The following is a 12,301-nucleotide window of genomic DNA, read 5'->3' on the forward strand; positions in this document are numbered from 1 at the left end:
CCATAGGTAGAGGCGTTTGAGTTTTTTCTGAAACCGGGCGCCTAGCGTCGCCGGGGTGATGGATGTGACGCGGGATTACCTGATTCTCGGGGCGGGGCCGGCGGGGCTGCAGTTGGCGGCGCTGATGGAGGCGTCCGGCGAGGACTTTCTGGTGCTGGAGCGGGCGTCAGTGCCCGGCGCGTTCTTCGCCCGCTATCCGCGGCACCGGACGCTGATCTCGATCAACAAGCCGCGGACCGGGTCGGCGGATCCGGAGCTGAACCTGCGGCTGGACTGGAACTCGCTGCTGTCCGGCGATCCGGCGCTGCGGTTCACCCGGTACAGCGACAGGTACTTCCCGGACGCGGACGACCTGGTGCGCTACCTCGCGGACTTCGCCGAGCCGCTGAAGGACCGGATCCGATACCAGACCGAGGTGGTACGGGTCGCGCGCGCCGACGACGTGTTCACGCTGACTGACAGCTCAGGCAGGGAGTACCGGGGCCGGCGGCTGATCGTGGCGACCGGCGTCTCGAAGCCCTACCGGGCGCCGATTCCCGGCATCGAGCTGGCGGAGAACTACGCGGACATCTCCACCGACCCGAAGGACTACTGGGACCAGCGGGTGCTGATCATCGGGAAGGGGAACTCGGCGTTCGAGACCGCTGACGCGCTGATGGAGACGACCGCGGTGATCCATGTGGCGGGGCCGAGTCCGGTGCGGTTCGCGTGGCGCACGCACTACGTCGGGCATCTGCGGGCGGTGAACAACAACTTCCTGGACACGTACCAGCTCAAGTCCGCGAACGCGGTGCTTGACGGCGCGGTCCGCAGCATCGAGCGGGACGGGGACGGTTTCCGCGTCGCGTTCGCGTTCTCCCGGGTGAACGAGTTGGTCAAGGAGCTGCACTACGACCGGGTCATCGCGTGTACCGGGTTCGCGTTCGACGCGGGCATCTTCACCGGCACGGCCCGGCCCGCGCTGACCATCAGGGACCGGTTCCCGGCACAGACCGCGGCGTTCGAGTCGGCAGACGTCCCCGGCCTCTATGTGGCGGGCACGCTCAGCCAGCAGCGCGACTTCAAGAAGTCCACGAACGGCTTCATCCACGGCTTCCGGTACACGGTGCAGGCACTGCACAAGATCCTGCGCCAGCGGTACGAGAATGCGCCCTGGCCGTCCACGCCGCTCGGCCCGGATGACGTCGCGGACGCGATCATCGCCCGGGTCAACCGCTCGTCCGGCCTCTGGCAGCAGTTCGGCGTGCTCGGCGACGTGGTCACCGTCGACGGCGGGACGGCCGCGTACCACGAGGAGGTGCCGGTCGCCTTCCACGCGGAGGGCGGGCTGGGCGCGCACCGGCATGCGTTCGTGGTGACGCTCGAGTACGGCCCGGAGCACGACGCGGTGGACCCGTTCGACATCGAGGTCTCCCGGATCGCGCAGGACACACCGGGCCAGGCGCACGACGCCGCCTATCTGCACCCGGTCGTCCGTCACTACCGGGACGGCGTCCTCACCGGCACGCACCACCTGGCGGAGAATCTGGAGAACCAGTGGGACCGGCCGGACGTCCACCGGAAACCTCTGTGTGCCTTCATCGCCTCTAGGGTCACGCCATGACCGTAGTGACGTTGAACGATGTGGCCGAGCACGCCCGCCGACGCCTCGCACCGCCCCGCTACGACTTCTTCGCCGGAGGTGCCGGTGAGGAGCGCACGATCCGGCACAACACGGACGCGTTCGACCGCCGGAGGCTGCTTCCCCGGGTGCTGCGTGCGACGGGCACGCCGGACCCTGGCCTGGAGCTGTTCGGCGTACGCACGCGCGGCCCGGTCCTGATCGCGCCGACCGCGTTCCACCGGCTGGCGCACCCGGACGGCGAGGCCGGCACGGCGCGCGCGGCCCGGGACGCCGGCACCGTGATGGCGGTAAGCATGGCGGCCACCCAGTCGCTTGAGGAGATCTCGGCGGCCGGCGGCCCGCTGTGGTTCCAGCTCTACCTGCAGCCGGACCGGGACTTCACCGCACACCTGGTGAAGCGGGCGGCGGGCTGTGCCGCGCTCGTGGTGACCGTGGACTCGCCGGTCTTCGGTCACCGCGACCGCGACCTGCGCAACAGCTTCCTCGACCTGCCGGACGGCTTCGCCTGCGAGAACATGCGTGATCCCGCCACCGGCGTTGTCCGGGACATCGTGATGGACCCGGCGCTGGGCTGGGACGACATCTCCCGGCTGCGCGAGAGCACGAGCACGCCGATCCTGCTCAAGGGCATCGTGCACCCGGCGGACGCGCGTGAGGCGGTCGAACGCGGCGCGGACGGGATCATCGTGTCCAACCACGGCGGCCGTCAGTTGGACAACGCGGTCGCCACGCTCGACGCGCTGCCGGGCGTGGTGGACGCGGTGCAGGGCCGGATCCCGGTGCTGCTCGACGGCGGCGTGCGGCGCGGCACGGACGTGGTGACCGCGCTGGCGCTCGGCGCGGCCGCGGTCCTCATCGGACGGCCGGTGCTCTGGGGGCTGGCTTATGACGGCGAGCGGGGTGTGCGGCAGGTGCTTGAGCTGCTGCACGAGGACGTGCTGAGCGTGATGGCGCTGTGCGGTGCTGCGACCCTTGCAGATCTGACCCCGGACCTGCTGACGACATGATGCGCCTCTACGCCGTACCCCCGCTGCTTGTGGGTCTGTGGTTGCTGCCCCGGTTTCTGCCGCCGGCGGTGGTGCGGCTGCGTGAATGGATCTTCACGCGGGTGAACGGGACGGTGGGCATTCCGGTGCCGGGCCCGCGCGTGGGCGCGGAGCATTTCCTGCGCGTCTACGAGGATCCGGCCGCGGACGGGCGCAGCCGCGGCGCCGGACTGTCCGACCTGTTCTGGTACTGGCTGGCCCCGGGGCCGCAGATGCACCAGGAGCATCTGGAGCCGGGGGAGCGGTACGCCGCGGTGGCGCGCGTCAGCAGGCGGGTGCTTGCCGTGCCGCACGCCCGCTCCGATCAGCTGGCGACCGACGCGATCCGGAACGCGCTCGACCGCCTGCCCGCGCACAGCTCAAGCCACCTGAGGCTGCGGGACGCGATGATGCCGGTCTGGGCCGAGGTCTACTACGAGCTGGTCTTCGCGGAGCCCTGCCCGCCCGGCGCACGCGCGATGATCGTCGCGAACGCGCACGACGTGGTGACCGCGCTCAAGGGCTGCGGGCTTCGGCACCTGGACCGCCGCGACCGCCTGACCCGCTATCTCCGGGCCCGGATCGAGGACGGCAGCTGCCCGGTCGTGCTGCCGCCGCCGTTCACCGCGCAGGAGACCGCCTGGTACCTGCAGGGCGCGTTCTTCAACACCGCGGTCGTGCAGATGTCCGAGGCGGCCGCGCACGTGCTGCTGGCGATCGCGCGGCATCCAGGCCTGGTCGGCGCCGAGCCGGACGACGACGAGCTCGACCGGATCATCGACGAGACGCTTCGCGTGCACCCGCTCTTCGGCGTCGCGCACCGGATCACGTCCGCGCCGATCGAGGTGTCCCCGGCGGTGACGCTCCCGGCCGGGTCCGTGCTGCTCTTCAACTACCTCGCCTACCAGCGCACCGGCCCGGCCGCGGACGACACGTTCGACCCCGGCCGGTGGCTGAGCGTCCGGCGGCGGGACGCGCACTTCATCCCGTTCGGCGTGACCGCGAACCGCGCCTGCCCGGCCCGCGGCTCCGCGCCGGTGATGCTGCGCGCGGTCACCCGCGAGGTGCTGCGCCGCTTCACGCTCGCCTCGTCCGTGGCGCACAGCCGGTCGCTGCCGTCGCGCGGCCCCTGCTACCTGACGCCGGCCGGAGTGCGCCCGCCGGGCCGGGCGCGGCTGGCCGCCATGCGCTTCCGGGACCGGTGGGCGGACGTGGGCCGCAGCCTCACCCAGCTGCTGCTGGGGAGCTGGATGGTCGTCGACGCGCGGCGGCAGCGGTTGTGCACCACCTACTTCGAAGGGGGAGGCCTGTGAGTCCCGTCGACCTGGCGCCACGGTTCTTCATCGCCGTGGCAGTCATCCTGCTCTTCTGCCGACTCGTGTCCTGGCTGCTCGGCCGGGTGGGTCAGCCGGCCGTGGTAAGCGAGATGCTTGCCGGCGTCCTGCTCGGCCCGTCGCTGCTCGGACTGCTGCTGCCGGACGTGCAGGCCGCGCTCTTCCCGCGCGAGCTGTACCCGGTGCTCTACGTGGTCGGTCAGGTCGGGCTTGTCATCTTCATGTTCCAGGCCGGGTACGCGTTCCGCTCGCACCGCATCGACGGCCTGGCCGGCACCGCGGGCGCGGTCTCGGCCGCGGGCGTGACCGCGCCGCTCGCGCTCGGCGTGCTGCTGGTGCTTGCCGCCGGCGACCGCGCGCCGGTGCTCAAGGACGGCGTGCCGATCGGTGTCTCCGCCGCGTTCGTGGGCGTGGCGCTGGCGATCACCGCGTTCCCGATGCTGGCCAGGATCATCACCGAACGCGGGCACGCCGGCACCCGGCACGGCTCGGTGTCGCTTGCCAGCGGCGCGATCGACGATGTGGTGGCCTGGATCCTGCTCGCCTGCGTGCTCGCGGCCGCGTCCGGCGCGGTCCTGCCCGCCCTGATCACGATCGGCGGCGCCGCGCTCTTCGCGGTGCTGATCTGGTACGTCGCCCGCCCGCTCACCCGCAGGCTGATGGAAAGCGACCGGATCAGCGAGACCGCGCGCCTGCTCGGCATGGTGGCGCTGCTGTTCCTGGTCGCCTGGTACACCGACGAGATCGGCCTCTACGCGGTGTTCGGCGCGTTCTCGATCGGCGTGATCATGCCGCGTACCGCGCGCACGGAATCGGTGGTGGCCACGCTTACCCCGATCTGCCAGATCGTCTTCCTGCCGTTGTTCTTCACCTATTCCGGGCTGCGGACCGAGTTCGCGTTGCTCTCCGACCCGGCGGTGCTGCTCTTCGCGCTCGCCTGCGTCACGCTCGCGGTCGCCGGCAAGTTCGGCGGCTGCTGGGCCGCGGCCCGGTTGCGCGGCGAGTCGCAGCCGGTCGCGCTGCGCGTCGGCGCGCTGATGAACGCGCGCGGCCTGATGCAGCTCATCGCGCTGAACGTGGGGCTCGAGGCCGGGATCGTCGGCCCGGCGATGTTCACCGCGCTGGTGCTTGTCGCGCTGGTCACCACGCTGATGACCACGCCGCTGCTGTCCTGGCTGGACCGCCGGGAGGTCACCGCGGTACCTGTCTCCCCGGCTGTTGTTCTCGGGTCCCGCTGAATTCGTAGACATTTACCACTGTCGTTGGGTATTCAACCTGTGCGATTCTCTGGAAATGCGCAGGAACGGATCTTCTGTCGCGCATCGCCTTCTGCTTGTCGAAGACGACGCCGACCTCACGGAGACGCTTACCGAGGCGCTGGCCGGCGAGGGATACCTCGTCGACCACGCCGCGGACGGACACCGCGGGCTCCACCTCGGGCTCAGCCGCCCGTACGACGTGCTGGTGATCGACCGCGGCCTGCCCGCGCTCGACGGCCTCGGTCTGCTCACCCGGCTGCGGCAGCGCGCGGTCCCGGCCCGGGCGCTGATCCTGACCGCGCTCGGCACTGTCGACGACCGGATCGCCGGCCTCGACGCCGGCGCGGACGACTACCTTGGTAAGCCGTTCGACTTGGACGAGTTGAGCGCCCGGCTGCGTGCGCTGTGCCGCCGCACCGCTGACGCGACCGAGGCGCTGCGGATCGGCGCCGGACTGCTCGACCTGTCGATGCGCGAGGCCGTGCTGCCGACCGGGGACCGGGTGCCGCTCTCCGCGCGCGAGTTCGAGCTGCTGCGGGTGCTGGCCGCCCGGCCCGCCACCGTGCACTCCCGGTCCGAGCTGCGCCGCCGGGTCTTCGACGAGGCGCACGCCGCGTCCATCGTGGACACCTACGTCTACTACCTGCGGCGCAAGCTCGGGCGCGCGGCCGTCCGTACCGTGCACGGCCTCGGCTACCGGCTGGGGGAGCTGTGACCGGCGACGCGGCCGACCGCGCCGCCGTGGCCCGCGCCCGCCGGCAGATCGGGCTTGTCGTCGGCCTGCTCGTGGTCGGCCTGATCGCGCTTGTCGGCGCCGTCTCCCACGCGGTGCTGGTACAGGGTCAGGCCACCCAGATCCGCCGCGAGCTGCACTGGAACGCGCAACGCGCCGACCCCGGCGGCCCGCCCGGCTGCACCTGGCTGATCATCTCCACCGGCGGCGTGCTTGACACCGGCGCGCTCCCGCCGCCACCCGGCTTCCCGCTCCGCGAGCAGCTCGACGCGGTCGCGGCGTCCGGCGGCGTCGAGCTGACCGAGACCGCCCGCAACGGCACTGTCTACACAGTGCTCACCGAGCGCCGCGGCGACGCCACGGTGCAGGCCGTCTTCGACACCCGGTACCAGCGCGCCGACCGGTTGCTGCTGCTCAAGGCGCTCGGCCTCGCGGAGGCGCTCGGCCTGCTGATCGCGCTGCTGGCCGGCCTGCTCGCCGGCGGTCACGCGGTGGCGCCGCTCGCGGACGCGCTGCGCCGCCAGCGCCGGTTCGTCGCGGACGCCAGCCACGAGCTGCGCACCCCGATCGCCCGCGTGCACACGCGTGCCCAGCTGATGGCGCGCCGCGCCTCGCTCCCACCGGACCAGCGCACCGACCTCGACCGGCTGATCGGCAACACCCGGCTGCTCGGCGAGATCGTCGACGATCTGCTGCTCTCCGCCCAGTTCGGCAACGCGCAGCCCTCGGCCGACGTCGACCTGGCCGCGCTGGCCCGCGACGTGGTCGCGATCGACGCCGACCGCGCGGCCGCCCGGGGCGTCACGCTCACCGCGGCCGGCCCCGGCGCGCCGCTGATCGTGCCCGGCGTGCCGTCCGCGCTGCGCCGGGTGGTGAGTGAGCTGATCAACAACGCGCTCGCGCACACGCCGCCCGGCGGCACCGTCACAGTGACGGTGGCAGCCGGCCCGGCGGGCCGGGTGGAGCTGACCGTGACCGACACCGGTGCCGGCTTCGACCCGGCCGAGGCCGGCCGCATCTTCGACCGCTTCCACCGGGGCCGCGCCTCCGGCTTCGGGCTCGGCCTCGCGCTGGTCCGCGAAGTGGTCGAGAAGCACGGCGGCAGCATCGAGGCGACCGCCCGGCCCGGTGGCGGCGCGACGTTCGCGGTCCGGCTGCCGCCCGCCAGGCGTTACCTGCGGGCCGCCGCCGTCGCGGGCCAGCCGGTGGACACCTCAAGGTCGTCGTAGAGGATGTGGCTGTCCGCCCGCGGCGCGAACGTGGTGTCACCGCCGCCCGCGAACGACGAGAAGTACGCGCTGTCCACCTGATCGCCGTTGCTGACGAACCGCAGGCCGGTGATGTGGGCGGTGCGGGCGCCGTTCACCCACACCTCGATCGCGCCGTCCGGGTTCGCCGCTCCGCCGGAGACCGTGTTGACCGTCAGCCGCTGTACCACGTTCACCCAGCGGTCCTGCGGCCAGGTCAGGTTGATGTCGGCCGCGTCGCCGTACTGGCTCTCATGATCCATCGAGTAGTAGTAGATCGACGCCTTGCCGTCGCGGCCCCAGATCAGGCGGGAGCTGAACCCGTTCGTGCCGTCACAGGCCTGACCGCCGGAGCAGGAGTCACCGCCGGCCAGCCCGAGGCCCACCTTCCCCGCGAAATTCGTCGTCCCGAAGCTGAAGCCCGGCCCGAACCGCACCCACTGCGACACGAAGTAATCCCGCCGCGGATCCAGCGGGAACGGCGCCTGCGCCCCCGACTTCTCCGGGCCGATCTCGCCCTTCGGGTAATCCACCCGCAGCGCACGCGAGCCGGAGTGCGCGGCCGTGGCATCGGCCCGCGCCCGTCCGCTCATCCCCAGCTCCCACTCGGCGGCCCACCCGTCGGCCGCCCACTCGCCCTTGCCGTAAGGCGTTCCGGCGGTGGCCCGCTCGAAGTCCGTGGCCAGCACAGTCCTGCCGTCCGGCGCCTTCGCGGGCGGCGGGCTCGGGCTTGGGCTCCGGCTCGGGCTCTTCGACGGCCCGGCGCCCAGGCCCGCCTGGAAACCCGGCGACGGCGAGGCGGCAGCGGAGGCGGGCGGCGGCCCGGTGGAAGCGGGCGGGGACACGACGATCGGCGCGGCCGTCGGGTCGTCACCGGCACACGCCGCCGTCCCGGCCAGACCGGCCACGATCAGCGTCGCGGCGGCCGCCCTCCGGTACCTGCCCTGCCCTCGCTCCCCGAACACAAGGTCAAGGTACTCCTGAGCAGCGCCGAGTCGTACCGTGGCAGGGGTGAAGAGACGCCGCAGGCGGCACAAGCCTTTGATCTTCCCACTCTCGTCGGACTAACTGCCCGCACGCTCCCGCGGGCTCCCGCCCCGCGGTGGCACGATCAACACCCGCACTGGGCGGTGCGGCCGAGTCACCAGCGGCGCGGGCCGGTCCCGGCCGGTGCCGCGACAGTGGTGCTCGTGCCGGACGACCGGAACGCGAGCTACCGGGTAAGGCGCACGCCGGCCTGACCCGCGTGACGCGATCCCCCATGATCGAAGGTGCCGGATCGATCATGGGGGATCGGCAGGACCGGCGTCTCAGCCCTTGAGGTGGACCTTCAGGCTGCTCGGGCCGCGCATCATGCCGCCCGGGATCCACGGGATCTCCGCGAGCGGGCCGGTGGCGCGCAGGTCAGGAAAGCGCCGCAGCAGCGAGCCGATCGCGGTCGCGGCCTCGATCCGGGCCAGCGGCGCGCCCAGGCAGTGGTGGATGCCGTGGCCGAAGGCGAGATGCCGTGGCACCGCACGCGTCACGTCGAGCGTGTCGGCGGCGGCCCCGCCCTGCTGTGGCGCGTCCCGGCTGGCGGAGCCGAGCGCGACCACCACCACGTCGCCCCGGCTGATGGTGACGCCGTCGAGATCCACGTCCTCGTGCGCGTAGCGGAACGTCGACTGTTCCACTGACGGGTCGTAGCGGAGGAACTCCTCGACCGCGTTCTGGATCAGCTCGGGGCGTTCGCGCAGCAGGTCGGCCTGCTTCGGCGCGCGCAGCAGTGCCACCACCGCGTTGCCGATCAGATTGACCGTGGTGTCGTGGCCGGCGACGACAAGCAGCGCGGCCGTGCCGATCAGCTCCTCCCGGGAGAGCCGGCCGTCCTCCTCATTGGACTGCCCGGCGAGCGCGGAGAGCAGGTCGCCGCCCGGCGTCGCGCGCTTGCGGTCGACAAGCGCGGCAAGATATCCGGTGAGGCTTGCGGTGGCGGCGCGCTGCTCCTCGGACGGCGGGCTCAGCGCCAGGCTGGTCCAGGTGCGGAACTCGCCGCGCTCCGCGCCCTCCGGCACCCCGAGCAGCTCGCAGATCACTGTGACCGGCAGCGGCTCGGTGAACGCCTCGACCAGGTCGACTGTGTCGTGCGGGGCCATCGCGTCAAGCAGTTCGTCCGCGATCTGCTGCACGCGCGGCGCGAGGTCCTGGCTGCGGCGCGGGCTGAACGCGCCGGCGACCAGGCGGCGCAGGCGGGTGTGCGAGGGCGGGTCCGACTCCAGCATGTTGCCGCCGAGCCCGACGCCGGCCTGGTGCACGGTGAACCCGAGCGCGGCCAGCGACTCCTGCGCCGGCGCCGGGTCCTTGCGCAGCGCCGGATGGGTCAGCGCGGTGCGTGCCGCCTCGTAGCCGACCACCACCCAGGCCTCGACCCCGCTGGTCAGCCGCGCCCGATGCGCCGGGCCGTGCTTCCGCAGCTCCGCGTACCGATTGGGGGAGTCCGCCTTGAACTCGGGGGTAACAACGAACATGGGGTGATCCTCTCCACCGGTGACCGTGCACAGTGGAGACGAGTTGAGCGGCGCCGAGGTTCACAACCCCTGTGCGCGGCGGGCCGCGTCCTGGCGCAGCACGGCGAGCGCATTGAGCTCCGCGATGCCGGTCGCGTCCAGGTGCTCCGCGTAGGTGCGCAACAACCCCTCCACGGTCTCGCCCACGCGGGCCTGGGCCGCGCAGTCCGCGTCCGCGAGTGCGACCTCGATCTCGTGCGGGGAGGCGGTTGGTGGTGCGTCCGGCCCGTACTCGGCGGCCAGACTCTCCTTGGCCTTCTGCGGGCTGGCGTAGGGGTGGCCCTTCGCCGCCATGCAGCCGGCCCAGCCGCTCAGCGCCCGCTGGTACGCCGGGTCCTTGACGGCCTCGAGGTAGCCGTTGTTGTGGTAGTCCTGCGCCAGATGATCGATTCGGGCGGCCTGCATCGGATCGCCGAAGATCCGGCCGCGCGCGTCCGCCACGCATCCACTGCCGGGAAAGCTGTACTCGGTGCCGCCGCGCAGGGTGATCGCGGCCCGGTCGGCGTCGGGGCCGAGCAGCGCGGTGTGGAACTGCTCCTGCCGCCCGGGTGGCAGGGACCGCAGGTATGCCGCGGTCGGGCTGGTGTCCTCCGAGTCGGCGGAGGAGCGCAGGCGATAGCCATCCCGCTCTCGCTCGGACCGCATCGGCCGCCACTCCTCGTCGGCACGGGGCAGGTCGGTGGTGGTGACGGTAAAGCCGGCAGCGGCCATGCACGCGTCCGAGAGCCGGTTCTCGATTCGCTTGAAAAGCAGCTCATCCTGGTAGTACGTGCCGGTCCGGGTGATCAGTGCTGCGGCCGCGGCCGTCAGCGTCGTGGCACCTGGCCGGATCCTCGCCGGCTGCGAGGTGCAGCCGGCGAGGACGGTGACCAGGGCGACGACACACGCCAGCCGGGACGTCGATGCGTTACGCATGTCGTGTCCTATTAGGTCAGGATGGGATCAGCACCAGTTGTTCGATCGGATGTTGTTGTCCCAGGTGTTGCCGAGCCCGGTGGAGTAGTTCGCCAGGTTCGTCCGGGCGCCGCCGATTCCGATGTTGTGTACCGGTGTGCCGTAATTCGTGTAGTAGTAGACGTGCGCCGTGCAGCTGGTGCCATTGTTGAAGAGCGACGAGGCGCAGTCGTTCCAGGTCCCGCTCGGGCAGCTCGCGTGCGAGAACGCGCCCCAGTTGGGATTACTGCCGGACAGCCTTCCCGGGCCGTCGCTGTAGTTGATGTAGTTCCAGAAGCAGAGGTTGGTCGGGGTGCAGTTCGGCGGTGCCGCGGCAGCTGCGGCGGCCGGTGCTGACTCGGCCAGGACGGCCGCGCTCTGTGCGACCGAGAGCCCCTGCGCGGCGGGAGCGGCGGAGGCCGCAGACGTGCCGCCGAAGACGACGGCAAGCATTGTTGCCGCGCCCAGGATCAGCATCCGGATCCGGATTTTGGACATGTGATTCCCTTTCTCCCCATGAAGAGCGATCTTCGTGGCGACCCCCGTGCCAAGAATTGCCGGCGGTGTGGACCGTCACGGCTGACGGATTCATCAAAGCAGAGTTCGTCAATTCGTCAATGACTTTCGAAGGTGGTCTAAAAAACCAGCTGACGGCGTTTTGCTGCCATTTTTAATCTAGCGATTTGTGCTTATAGAGCATGAAGCACTAATGGATCGTGTCACCGTTCGGACACTTTTGAAATGGCATATTGGAATGCCACTATGGGGTCCGGTGGATCCCGGAACGGGGTCGCCACGAAACACGGGGGAAAGGAAATCGCATGTTCAGGACCCGAAATCTGATCCTGGCCGCGGCGGCGATGCTCGCCGTCGTCCTCGGCGGCACGTCGGGGGCCTCTGCCGCACCGGCGTCCGCGGCGCCGCCCGGATGCACGGCCGGCTACCTCTGCCTCTGGCCGTCCGGGACGAGCAGCGGTCCCGTCAGGATCAGCGGCAGCCTGCCGGACTGGTCAGTCATCATCGTGTCGTCCTGCCCCGGCGGCATGCTGGCCGGCTGCCCGCTCTCGGCGGCGTTCAACAACGGCATCAACTGCACGGCGCATCTGTACACGCTGGCCAACTACGTCGGGGCGAGGTTGGACATTCCGCGCGCCACCCTCGTCAACCTGTCCGGAGGCTCCGGCAACCGGTTCGCCTCCAACAACTGGTGCTGACCGGCGAGACGACCCGCACCACCCACAGTGGACGTCGTCCGGTGAGCGGTGCGGGCCATCATGCCGTGAACAGCACCGCGGCCACACCCAGGATCGCGGCGCCGAAGACCGCGTAGACGACCGGCAGGACGAACCGTGTGACCAGCCCGACGCCGAGTTCGCGGCGGCGGCTCAGCAGCACGACCAGCGGCAGACCCACCAGATAGGACAATTCAAGGGACCAGGCCGCGAGGGCACGGAGGTGAGCCCCCGCCCCGAACGAGCCGGCCAGCCAGCCGCCGAGCAGGTAGGGCCAACCCAGGATGACGATGCCCAGACAGAGCGCCGCCACCACGGCACCGGCCGCGCCGAGACCGCCACTGTTTCGTCGTGTCATGTCGTCCCCA

The 12,301-nt window shown here is 71.3% G+C and carries 12 protein-coding genes; 7 read left to right on the forward strand and 5 right to left on the reverse strand.

Translation table 11 applies throughout. The features are described from left to right. The first annotated feature begins 58 nt into the window (after positions 1 to 58). From ACIA8K_RS17720 to ACIA8K_RS17745, 6 genes are read left to right on the forward strand one after another with little or no spacing between them, the layout of a single operon-like run. Complete coding sequence (locus tag ACIA8K_RS17720) at positions 59 to 1,603, forward strand: NAD(P)-binding domain-containing protein (RefSeq protein WP_396060756.1); 1,545 nt, start codon at positions 59 to 61, stop codon at positions 1,601 to 1,603. Beyond that, the gene (locus ACIA8K_RS17725) at positions 1,600 to 2,631 is read left to right on the forward strand and encodes an alpha-hydroxy acid oxidase (RefSeq protein WP_396060034.1); all 1,032 of its coding nucleotides are present in this window, start codon (positions 1,600 to 1,602) and stop codon (positions 2,629 to 2,631) included. The genes ACIA8K_RS17720 and ACIA8K_RS17725 overlap by 4 nt, the downstream gene beginning before the upstream one ends. Continuing rightward, positions 2,628 to 3,962, forward strand: a complete 1,335-nt coding sequence (locus tag ACIA8K_RS17730) for a cytochrome P450 (RefSeq protein ID WP_396060036.1) — start codon at positions 2,628 to 2,630, stop codon at positions 3,960 to 3,962. The genes ACIA8K_RS17725 and ACIA8K_RS17730 overlap by 4 nt, the downstream gene beginning before the upstream one ends. After that, positions 3,959 to 5,221: a cation:proton antiporter gene (locus tag ACIA8K_RS17735; RefSeq protein ID WP_396060038.1), complete on the forward strand. Its 1,263-nt coding sequence runs from the start codon at positions 3,959 to 3,961 to the stop codon at positions 5,219 to 5,221. Before ACIA8K_RS17730 ends, ACIA8K_RS17735 begins: the two co-directional genes overlap by 4 nt. A gap of 55 nt (positions 5,222 to 5,276) precedes the next feature. After that, positions 5,277 to 5,957: a response regulator transcription factor gene (locus tag ACIA8K_RS17740; protein ID WP_396060040.1), complete on the forward strand. Its 681-nt coding sequence runs from the start codon at positions 5,277 to 5,279 to the stop codon at positions 5,955 to 5,957. Continuing rightward, positions 5,954 to 7,204 (forward strand): sensor histidine kinase, encoded by a 1,251-nt coding sequence (locus ACIA8K_RS17745; RefSeq protein WP_396060042.1) that lies wholly within the window; start codon positions 5,954 to 5,956, stop codon positions 7,202 to 7,204. The genes ACIA8K_RS17740 and ACIA8K_RS17745 overlap by 4 nt, the downstream gene beginning before the upstream one ends. On the opposite strand, the gene ACIA8K_RS17750 is transcribed toward ACIA8K_RS17745, so the two are convergent. From ACIA8K_RS17750 to ACIA8K_RS17765, 4 genes are all read right to left on the reverse strand, one after another. Next, positions 7,147 to 8,187: a polysaccharide lyase gene (locus ACIA8K_RS17750; RefSeq protein ID WP_396060044.1), complete on the reverse strand. Its 1,041-nt coding sequence runs from the start codon at positions 8,185 to 8,187 to the stop codon at positions 7,147 to 7,149. The genes ACIA8K_RS17745 and ACIA8K_RS17750 overlap by 58 nt on opposite strands. Before the next feature lie 345 nt (positions 8,188 to 8,532). After that, entirely contained in the window at positions 8,533 to 9,729 is a 1,197-nt protein-coding gene (locus ACIA8K_RS17755) for a cytochrome P450 (RefSeq protein WP_396060046.1), read from the reverse strand. Between the two features lie 60 nt (positions 9,730 to 9,789). Continuing rightward, positions 9,790 to 10,683 (reverse strand): hypothetical protein, encoded by an 894-nt coding sequence (locus tag ACIA8K_RS17760; RefSeq protein ID WP_396060048.1) that lies wholly within the window; start codon positions 10,681 to 10,683, stop codon positions 9,790 to 9,792. A 27-nt stretch (positions 10,684 to 10,710) separates the two neighbouring features. After that, on the reverse strand, positions 10,711 to 11,199 hold the full coding sequence (locus tag ACIA8K_RS17765) for a peptidase inhibitor family I36 protein (protein WP_396060050.1): 489 nt from the start codon (positions 11,197 to 11,199) through the stop codon (positions 10,711 to 10,713). Positions 11,200 to 11,522: 323 nt separating this feature from the next. On the opposite strand from ACIA8K_RS17765, the gene ACIA8K_RS17770 reads away from it, so the two are divergent. Next, positions 11,523 to 11,915 (forward strand): hypothetical protein, encoded by a 393-nt coding sequence (locus ACIA8K_RS17770; RefSeq protein ID WP_396060052.1) that lies wholly within the window; start codon positions 11,523 to 11,525, stop codon positions 11,913 to 11,915. A 58-nt stretch (positions 11,916 to 11,973) separates the two neighbouring features. Here the strand turns inward: ACIA8K_RS17770 and ACIA8K_RS17775 are convergent, their stop codons facing one another. Beyond that, the gene (locus tag ACIA8K_RS17775) at positions 11,974 to 12,291 is read right to left on the reverse strand and encodes a hypothetical protein (protein WP_396060054.1); all 318 of its coding nucleotides are present in this window, start codon (positions 12,289 to 12,291) and stop codon (positions 11,974 to 11,976) included. Positions 12,292 to 12,301 lie beyond the last annotated feature (10 nt).

Source organism: Catenuloplanes sp. NPDC051500, from assembly GCF_044454585.1.
Lineage (GTDB): Bacteria > Actinomycetota > Actinomycetes > Mycobacteriales > Micromonosporaceae > Catenuloplanes.

Coding starts and splice junctions, on each gene's coding strand:
- ACIA8K_RS17720 (WP_396060756.1), top strand. CDS start 59: ATGGATGTGACGCGGGATTACCTGATTCTCGGGGCGGGGCCGGCGGGG.
- ACIA8K_RS17725 (WP_396060034.1), top strand. CDS start 1,600: ATGACCGTAGTGACGTTGAACGATGTGGCCGAGCACGCCCGCCGACGC.
- ACIA8K_RS17730 (WP_396060036.1), top strand. CDS start 2,628: ATGATGCGCCTCTACGCCGTACCCCCGCTGCTTGTGGGTCTGTGGTTG.
- ACIA8K_RS17740 (WP_396060040.1), top strand. CDS start 5,277: ATGCGCAGGAACGGATCTTCTGTCGCGCATCGCCTTCTGCTTGTCGAA.
- ACIA8K_RS17755 (WP_396060046.1), bottom strand. CDS start 9,729: ATGTTCGTTGTTACCCCCGAGTTCAAGGCGGACTCCCCCAATCGGTAC.
- ACIA8K_RS17760 (WP_396060048.1), bottom strand. CDS start 10,683: ATGCGTAACGCATCGACGTCCCGGCTGGCGTGTGTCGTCGCCCTGGTC.
- ACIA8K_RS17765 (WP_396060050.1), bottom strand. CDS start 11,199: ATGTCCAAAATCCGGATCCGGATGCTGATCCTGGGCGCGGCAACAATG.
- ACIA8K_RS17770 (WP_396060052.1), top strand. CDS start 11,523: ATGTTCAGGACCCGAAATCTGATCCTGGCCGCGGCGGCGATGCTCGCC.
- ACIA8K_RS17775 (WP_396060054.1), bottom strand. CDS start 12,291: ATGACACGACGAAACAGTGGCGGTCTCGGCGCGGCCGGTGCCGTGGTG.